Annotated in this window: 10 protein-coding genes; 9 read left to right on the top strand and 1 reads right to left on the bottom strand. The window is 58.0% G+C overall.

What is annotated here, in order from left to right; translation table 11 throughout:
- The first annotated feature begins 183 nt into the window (after positions 1 to 183).
- The 3 genes from ABIL25_10285 (at position 184) to ABIL25_10275 (ending at position 2,258) form a co-directional block, all read left to right on the top strand.
- The gene (locus ABIL25_10285) at positions 184 to 666 is read left to right on the top strand and encodes a bifunctional nuclease family protein (protein MEO0082654.1); all 483 of its coding nucleotides are present in this window, start codon (positions 184 to 186) and stop codon (positions 664 to 666) included.
- A 4-nt stretch (positions 667 to 670) separates the two neighbouring features.
- A complete protein-coding gene (tyrS, locus tag ABIL25_10280; protein ID MEO0082653.1) occupies positions 671 to 1,909 on the top strand; it encodes a tyrosine--tRNA ligase in 1,239 nt (412 codons plus the stop codon).
- A gap of 130 nt (positions 1,910 to 2,039) precedes the next feature.
- Positions 2,040 to 2,258 carry a hypothetical protein gene (locus ABIL25_10275; GenBank protein MEO0082652.1) on the top strand — a complete coding sequence of 73 codons (219 nt, stop codon included), beginning with the start codon at positions 2,040 to 2,042 and terminating at the stop codon, positions 2,256 to 2,258.
- A 20-nt stretch (positions 2,259 to 2,278) separates the two neighbouring features.
- Here the strand turns inward: ABIL25_10275 and ABIL25_10270 are convergent, their stop codons facing one another.
- Positions 2,279 to 2,629, bottom strand: a complete 351-nt coding sequence (locus tag ABIL25_10270; protein MEO0082651.1) for a VOC family protein — start codon at positions 2,627 to 2,629, stop codon at positions 2,279 to 2,281.
- A 199-nt stretch (positions 2,630 to 2,828) separates the two neighbouring features.
- Here ABIL25_10270 and ABIL25_10265 point away from each other — a divergent pair, with 199 nt between their 5' ends.
- From ABIL25_10265 to ABIL25_10240, 6 genes are all read left to right on the top strand, one after another.
- Complete coding sequence (locus ABIL25_10265; protein MEO0082650.1) at positions 2,829 to 3,284, top strand: dTDP-4-dehydrorhamnose 3,5-epimerase family protein; 456 nt, start codon at positions 2,829 to 2,831, stop codon at positions 3,282 to 3,284.
- Positions 3,285 to 3,409: 125 nt separating this feature from the next.
- Positions 3,410 to 3,667 (top strand): GDP-mannose 4,6-dehydratase, encoded by a 258-nt coding sequence (locus ABIL25_10260; protein MEO0082649.1) that lies wholly within the window; start codon positions 3,410 to 3,412, stop codon positions 3,665 to 3,667.
- Positions 3,664 to 4,989 carry a bifunctional 3,4-dihydroxy-2-butanone-4-phosphate synthase/GTP cyclohydrolase II gene (locus tag ABIL25_10255; GenBank protein MEO0082648.1) on the top strand — a complete coding sequence of 442 codons (1,326 nt, stop codon included), beginning with the start codon at positions 3,664 to 3,666 and terminating at the stop codon, positions 4,987 to 4,989. Before ABIL25_10260 ends, ABIL25_10255 begins: the two co-directional genes overlap by 4 nt.
- On the top strand, positions 4,979 to 5,446 hold the full coding sequence (gene ribH, locus ABIL25_10250) for a 6,7-dimethyl-8-ribityllumazine synthase (protein ID MEO0082647.1): 468 nt from the start codon (positions 4,979 to 4,981) through the stop codon (positions 5,444 to 5,446). The genes ABIL25_10255 and ribH overlap by 11 nt, the downstream gene beginning before the upstream one ends.
- A gap of 104 nt (positions 5,447 to 5,550) precedes the next feature.
- The gene (nusB, locus tag ABIL25_10245; protein ID MEO0082646.1) at positions 5,551 to 5,964 is read left to right on the top strand and encodes a transcription antitermination factor NusB; all 414 of its coding nucleotides are present in this window, start codon (positions 5,551 to 5,553) and stop codon (positions 5,962 to 5,964) included.
- A gap of 112 nt (positions 5,965 to 6,076) precedes the next feature.
- The gene (locus ABIL25_10240) at positions 6,077 to 6,805 is read left to right on the top strand and encodes a metallophosphoesterase family protein (protein MEO0082645.1); all 729 of its coding nucleotides are present in this window, start codon (positions 6,077 to 6,079) and stop codon (positions 6,803 to 6,805) included.
- Positions 6,806 to 6,981: the final 176 nt, after the last annotated feature.

Raw genomic sequence — 6,981 nt, 5'->3', positions numbered from 1 at the left:
GCCAAGCAGGGATTCGAAATTGACCGCCGCGCTATCGTGCTGGAAGAACCACTGCGTCATCCGGGCGTGTATGACATCCCGGTGAAACTCGGTCATGATGTCCTTGCGAACATCAAGGTTTGTGTCGCTGAAGCACCGGCAGGGTCTGATACCGGCAGTCCTGGCAGACCGGCTTGACGCTCTGTGGTCGAAGTCCGCGTTGACGGCCTGCTCATAGACAGCTCTAGCAATTCACCGGTCGTGCTGCTGCGCGAACTTGACGGTGACCGAATTCTGCCAATATACATCGGCCCGTTCGAAGCGTCAGGAATTGCCTACGCCCTGCAGAACACAAGGTTCCCGAGACCAATGACCCTTGACCTGATGTGGCTTGTCATTGATGGTCTGGGCGGCAAATTGAAGCGGGTCATCGTCACGCGGATTGAGGACGATACTTTCTTTGCTGAGGTCATTATCGAGGCCGGTGGCAGGGTGCTCGCAATTGATGCCCGGCCGTCCGACTCGGTTGGGCTCGCACTCCGCGCTGGTGCGCCGATATTCGTTGCCGACGAGGTAATGGACAAGGCCAGCCAAGTCGTGTCGGCCGACGACGAGGAGCGGCTCGCTGAACTTCGGGCTAAGCTCCGTTCGATTGACCCGGAACAGTTTGGAAACTACAAGATGTAATACGATGAAGTCTGAGCCGCTTGACCGGTGCGACAAATCCAAGTCTCTGAAGCAGCAACTAGAGCACCTGCTTCGTGGTACTGACCGTGTGGAGACAGCAGCTGAACTGGAGGCGCGGCTCGAACGCTCGGCTAGAACCGGCCAGCCCCTGCGCGTCAAACTCGGGATTGATGCCTCAGGCCCTGACATTCACCTCGGCTTTGCCGTGCCACTGCGCAAGCTCCGCGAGTTTCAGGACTCAGGCCACATCGCGGTGCTGATTGTTGGCGACTTCACGGGTAAGATCGGCGACCCGTCCGGCCGCTCCAGAACCCGACCCCAGCTCACTGACGCCCAGATACGGGAAAACATCAGCCGCTATCGCGAGCAGGCGTTCAAGATTCTACGACCGGACCGGTGCGAGTTCCGCTATAACTCTGAATGGTCTGACGCGCTGACTGGCCGGGAAATTGTAACCATCGCCTCGCGCTACACCGTGGCTCGTATCATCGAGCGCGAAGACTTCAAGGCTCGGCTCAACCAGGGCATACCGATACACATGCACGAACTGCTCTATCCTCTTTTCCAGGGTTACGACTCAGTCGCGGTCAAAGCCGACGTCGAACTTGGCGGCGCCGACCAGTACTGGAACCTGCTTGTCGGCCGGGAACTTCAGCGCGAGTTCGGTCAGGAGCCGCAGGTCGTCATGACAATGCCCTTGCTTGTCGGTCTGGACGGTACCCAGAAAATGAGCAAGTCCTATAACAACTACGTGGGCATTACCGACCCGCCAGACCAGATGTTTGGCAAGCTCATGTCGATCCCGGACTCAAGTATCATGGACTACTTCCGGCTCTGTACTGACCGGACCGACAGCGAGCTGTCGGAAATCGAACGACGGCTCCAGAGCGCAAACCCGCGCGACATCAAGGCTGAGCTTGCCCGAGACGTGGTCACACTCTACCATTCAGCCCAGGATGCTGAACGCGCCGCCCGGGAATTCGACCGAGTGTTCAAGGACCGAGGTGTGCCTGAACAAATTCCTGAGTTCGGCGTACCGCCCGAAGGCCGAAACATCATCGCCCTGGCAGTGGAATCCGGACTCCTGCCAACAAAGAGCGAAGCCCGACGCAAACTCGCCGAAGGCGCGTTCTACCTTGATGCTGTTCGCGTTACCGACCCTAATCTAGTGGTGACGGTTGAATCGACTCCCCGCATCCTCAAAGTCGGCAAGCGGCGCTTCCTACGTCTGATCTCCAGCTAGACCCCTGCCTTTCGAGCACGGAAAACTGTGACCAGAACTCGCCCTCCCCTCCATTTCTTCCATCTTCGATAATGGTGGTACCTAACTAGTCGCGGTTGACAATGACTGCTTGGCGTCTAGCATATCAGCAATGGTCTGGCTGACAGTCACTGCATTCTTGCTTACCATCGTGGCCGCATTCGTAGGTTTCCGTGAATTCCTTCCCGGAGTGCTCACGGTACTGGCGAAGGTGCTGTTCGTTCTGTCGCTTGCAATCGGCCTTGTCGGATTGAACATCCTCATCCTGCGCCGCCCAATGTCAGAAAGAGACCCATCAGCCACTGGGCGGCCACCCGACTCAGGTTCGTAGCCTCGGCTCCCGATCCGCTCTCAGACAGGCGGAATCGGGTGCAGGAAGGTCTGGAACTCAACCTTCCGACGCTCAGGGTCTTGTGCAAAGAAGTGATAGATGCGATACTTAGGATTATCCTTGGGTGGACCGAGCGCAACGTCCTCAAGTTTCTCGTACATCCGGTCCACGTACTCACGGTTCTGCTCAAAGAAAGTCAGAAGCGCATCAGTGTCCGCCTCGGACTGCGCATGAAATCCGACCAGCAGGTTGCCATGTTTAAGAATGGAGATTCCCGGCTGTTCCAGCCACACGCTCATCCCAACTCGGCTCAAGTAAAACTCTCTCACTGCTTCAAATCTACGGGTCCTAAGGAAAACGATTCCTGCCATGCGTATTCCTTTCAGGTCATGACCAGCATAGGCCGGACTGGCAAGTCCAGCGACAGAGCCTATTCAGCGCCAAGCAAACACCAAGCACCCAAAACGGAACCGCCGGGGCTCTCCGCCGGTTCAAAACGCAACGTGTACCAAGCCATGTAACGTCTTGGCGCCGCTTGACTGGTGATTGTCAGTCAGTTATCTTACTTCTGTGATTCATGGCATTCAAGTCAAGAAGCTCAAGCTTGTCCCAGACGAACGCGGCACCGTAATGGAGATACTGCGCTCGGACGATGAGGTATTCAGGAAGTTCGGCCAAGTGTACCTCTCGACTGTGTATCCTGGTGTGGTCAAGGGATGGCACTTTCATAAGCAGCAAACCGATAACCTCTGCATCATCAAGGGGATGGCCAAGGTCGTAGTCTATGACGACCGACCAAGTTCTCCGACCAGGGGCGAAGTTCAGGAGTTCTTTCTGGGTGAGCAGAACCCGCTTTTGCTTGTGATACCGCCGAACGTCTTGCACGGAATGAAGGGAATCGGCACCGAGCCAGCGTACATGATAAACTGCCCGACCGAGCCGTACAACCACGAACAGCCAGACGAGTTCCGCCGACCTTGGAACGACCCGGCCATTCCGTACAACTGGGGACTCAAGGCGAAGTAACTAGAGAGGCTGATTCTGCATACCAAGAAACCGATCCTAGATTGCAGTACGGCTAACGCAGTGTTTTTTCTGTCTTGCGCATTCTGGTGGCTGGCATCTGCAATTGGCTGGTCGATAGTACGACCGTGAAGGTTCTTGCTACCGGTGGAGCCGGGTTCATCGGCTCCAATCTTGACCGGCAACTTATGAGCCGGAAGGGTTATCAGATACGCGTGCTCGACGAGTTCACCTATGCCGGTAATCTCGACGACTTCCCCAGAGCATACTGGAAAGACCGACGGTTCGAGTTCGTCCGAGCTGACGTCAGGGACCGCAGCGTAGACTCGGAAATGAGCTACCAGGCACGCCAAGCGTCAGGACACACGAACCAAGAAAGGGAATGAACCGAAAAGCCTGCAAGGAACACAAGGGCAGTAGACCGCGAGGCACCGTCACCTCATCCCGCTTTCTCAAAGAGGAAGGAACGAAAACAGGGAGGAGGTACTTTGCCCAGATTCAAGACGCCCTGGCCGACGTTAGACGCGGTCGTATGGTCATCGTAGTTGACGACGAAGCACGGGAGAACGAAGGCGACCTGGTTCTGGCGGCAGCCAAGGTAACCCCGCGCAAGGTGAACTTTCTAGCCCGGCACGGCCGAGGCCTGATATGCGTGCCCCTGACCGCTGAACGGGCAGCCGAGCTTCAGCTCAAAGCCCAGACCGAGTCTAACACCGCACTGCACGGCACCGCATTCACAGTCTCGGTTGACGCGGTCAAAGGTACGACGACCGGCATCTCGGCACACGACCGGGCAGTGACGATAAAGGCACTGGCCGATCCCCACACCCGGCCCGCAGACCTTGCCCGGCCCGGGCACGTGTTTCCGATTGTGGCCAAGGACGGTGGTGTATTGGTCCGGGCCGGCCACACTGAAGCTTCGGTAGACCTCTGCCGGCTTGCCGGACTCAGCCCGGTTGCGGTTCTGTGCGAAGTGATGGCGGACGACGGTCGGATGGCACGATTACCCGCGCTTGTACGCCTTTCGCGCCGGTTCGGTCTGAGGGTTATCACCATACGGGACCTGATTGAGTTCCGCCGCCAACGGGAGCGGTTGGTGCACCGGGTGGTTGAGACTGTCCTGCCGACCAAGTATGGCGAGTTCAAGGTAATCGTATACGAGGATACGATCGAACCCTACGCGCATCTGGCACTGGTCCGCGGCGACGTACAGGGCCACGAGCGAGTGCTCGTGCGAGTGCACTCGCAGTGCCTGACCGGCGACGTTTTCCATTCCCTGCGCTGCGACTGCGGCCAACAGCTTGAGCGGGCGATGGCGCTGATTGCACGTGAAGGCCGGGGCGTGCTTCTCTACATGCGGCAGGAAGGCCGTGGAATCGGACTCATCAACAAGATGCGGGCATACGCCCTGCAGGATAGGGGACTCGACACCGTGCAGGCCAATGTCGCTTTAGGTTTTGAACCTGACCTGCGGGACTACGGCATCGGTGCACAAATACTCGCTGACCTTGGTCTCTCAAGCATCCGGCTGCTCACAAACAACCCGCGCAAAGTTGTCGGCCTGCGCGGATTCGGGCTCGAAATCGTCGAAATGGTTCCAATCATCTGTCGGCCAAACCGAAGGAACGTGAAGTATCTTGTCACCAAGCGGGATCGACTGGGCCACCTCTTGGGCGACATCGAGAAAGGAGTAAAAGATGCAGACTAGACAGTACAAGGGTAAGCTCGACGCGACGGGTCGAAGATTTGCGCTCGTTGTGTCGCGCTTCAACGAACTCATCTCAAAGCAGTTGCTTGACGGTGCACTCGACTGCCTGGAGCGGCACGGAGCTCAGACCGCGGACGTCTTCTGGGTTGCGGGCTCGTTCGAGATTCCGGCAGTCGCGCTCCGGCTGGCCACAACCAAGAAGTACGACGCGGTCGTCGCTCTGGGCGCGGTCATCCGCGGCGACACGCCGCATGCCGAGTACATCTCATCTGAGGTAGCCAAGGGCTTGGGTAAGGTCTACTTCAAGACCGGGGTGCCAGCCGCGTTTGGCATCATCACCGCGGACACACTCGAACAGGCGTTGGAGCGGGCCGGGGCCAAATCCGGTAACAAAGGCTGGACTGCAGCTCTGACCGCAATCGAGATGGCGGACCTCGAAAAGCAGAAGTTAGAGTAGCCGGCAACCGCGGATGAGCACCCAGCGCTAAGGATAGCGGCGTAGGACGGTCCTGCTGGTACATATATGGGCGCGTCGCGGGATTCAGTTGGCGTGAGGCAGATGTGACTCAGCGCAGGCTGGCGAGGGAAGCAGCGCTTGAAGTGCTGTACCGACTCGACCTTGTGAATGACGAACCGGACGAAACTATCGAGGAAATCCTTGCGCGCAAGAACCCATCGGACGACGCTGAGACCTACTTGCGACGGCTGGTACAGGCAGTGCTCGACCACCGGCCGGACATTGACAGAATGCTCAAGCGACACCTGCGCAAGTGGCGGGTCGAACGCCTGCGTGTACTAGACCGCTCAATTCTCAGGCTGGCCTGTGCCGAGATGATGTACTTCGACGACATCCCACCAAAAGTTTCGATAAACGAGGCGGTTGACATCTCCAAGAAATTTGGGGACGACGACTCGGGCCGGTTCGTCAACGGCGTCCTAGACGCGGTTTACAAGGAACTGGAGCGATCAAAATAAAATCAGGAGCCAGCGTGCAGATGATTGAACCCCGACCTGTTACGGCCGGTACAGCGTCAGGAGCTTTGCGTTCTGCAATTGGCAATCTGATTTCCGCCCTTGTCCGTAGCCAATGAGGATCGGTATCTTCTCGGACGTCCACGCCAATCTTGAGGCACTCGAGGCGGTGCTTGACTTCCTGCGGACTCAGGGGGCGACGCGCTTCATCTGTTGCGGTGACATCGTCGGGTACGGCCCCGACCCAGCGGCCTGCATTGAACTCGTACGGTCCCTACGCGGTCCGGTCGTAGCCGGCAACCACGACCGCGGGGTACTGGGCCGAGTGGCGGCTGCTGACTTCAACCGCGCGGCACGCGAAGCCCTGTCTTGGACCGCAAGGCAACTTGCTGACGACGACCTTGCCTACCTCGACTCGCTGCCGCTCGTGGACCGGTTCGACATTCTCCACTTGGTGCACTCATCACCCTCGGCACCAGAGCGGTGGGACTACGTCTTCACCGTACAGGATGCCGGAGAAGAAATGTCCTTCTTCGAGACCTGCGTCTGTGTCATCGGCCATTCCCACTACCCGTTCATTGTCGAACGTCGCCAGACCGAACTGCCCAGGCTGGTTGGAAACTATAGCACCGAGCTCCGGCCGAATGCAAAGTACGTCATCAATGCCGGCAGCGTGGGCCAGCCACGGGACGGTGACCCACGTGCCTGTTGTCTGGTGTTTGACACCGACGCAAGAGCCATTTCGTTCCACCGGGTTGACTACAACATCCCTAAAGTTCAGGCAAAGATTCTCCGCGCCGGCCTACCCGAGTTCCTCGCCACCCGCCTGAGCCTCGGCCGCTGAGCCCAGACCCGCGTTTCTACCCACTCAACCACTTGACCGATGAGCCAGGGGTAGTGTCAATTCTTTTGTGTAACTTCCGACTGGCATTTTACGCTGCCGGCTTTCTTGCCTTAGACTTTGCTTGAGACCGGTGCTTGCGCCCACAGCGCTGCTCCCACCGTTTGTTCGCCTTCTGA

It is taken from the genome of candidate division WOR-3 bacterium, from assembly GCA_039801365.1.
In the GTDB taxonomy this organism is placed as follows: domain Bacteria; phylum Hydrothermota; class Tepidihabitantia; order Tepidihabitantales; family Tepidihabitantaceae; genus JBDRUN01.
Note: the sequence above shows the minus strand (reverse complement) of the source record. Positions and strands in the feature narration are given on the sequence as shown.

Bases quoted from the DNA above. Each gene is read 5' to 3' on its own strand.
- tyrS (MEO0082653.1), top strand. From the start codon at position 671: ATGAAGTCTGAGCCGCTTGACCGGTGCGACAAATCCAAGTCTCTGAAG.
- ABIL25_10275 (MEO0082652.1), top strand. From the start codon at position 2,040: ATGGTCTGGCTGACAGTCACTGCATTCTTGCTTACCATCGTGGCCGCA.
- ABIL25_10270 (MEO0082651.1), bottom strand. From the start codon at position 2,629: ATGGCAGGAATCGTTTTCCTTAGGACCCGTAGATTTGAAGCAGTGAGA.
- ABIL25_10255 (MEO0082648.1), top strand. From the start codon at position 3,664: ATGAACCGAAAAGCCTGCAAGGAACACAAGGGCAGTAGACCGCGAGGC.
- ribH (MEO0082647.1), top strand. From the start codon at position 4,979: ATGCAGACTAGACAGTACAAGGGTAAGCTCGACGCGACGGGTCGAAGA.
- ABIL25_10240 (MEO0082645.1), top strand. From the start codon at position 6,077: ATGAGGATCGGTATCTTCTCGGACGTCCACGCCAATCTTGAGGCACTC.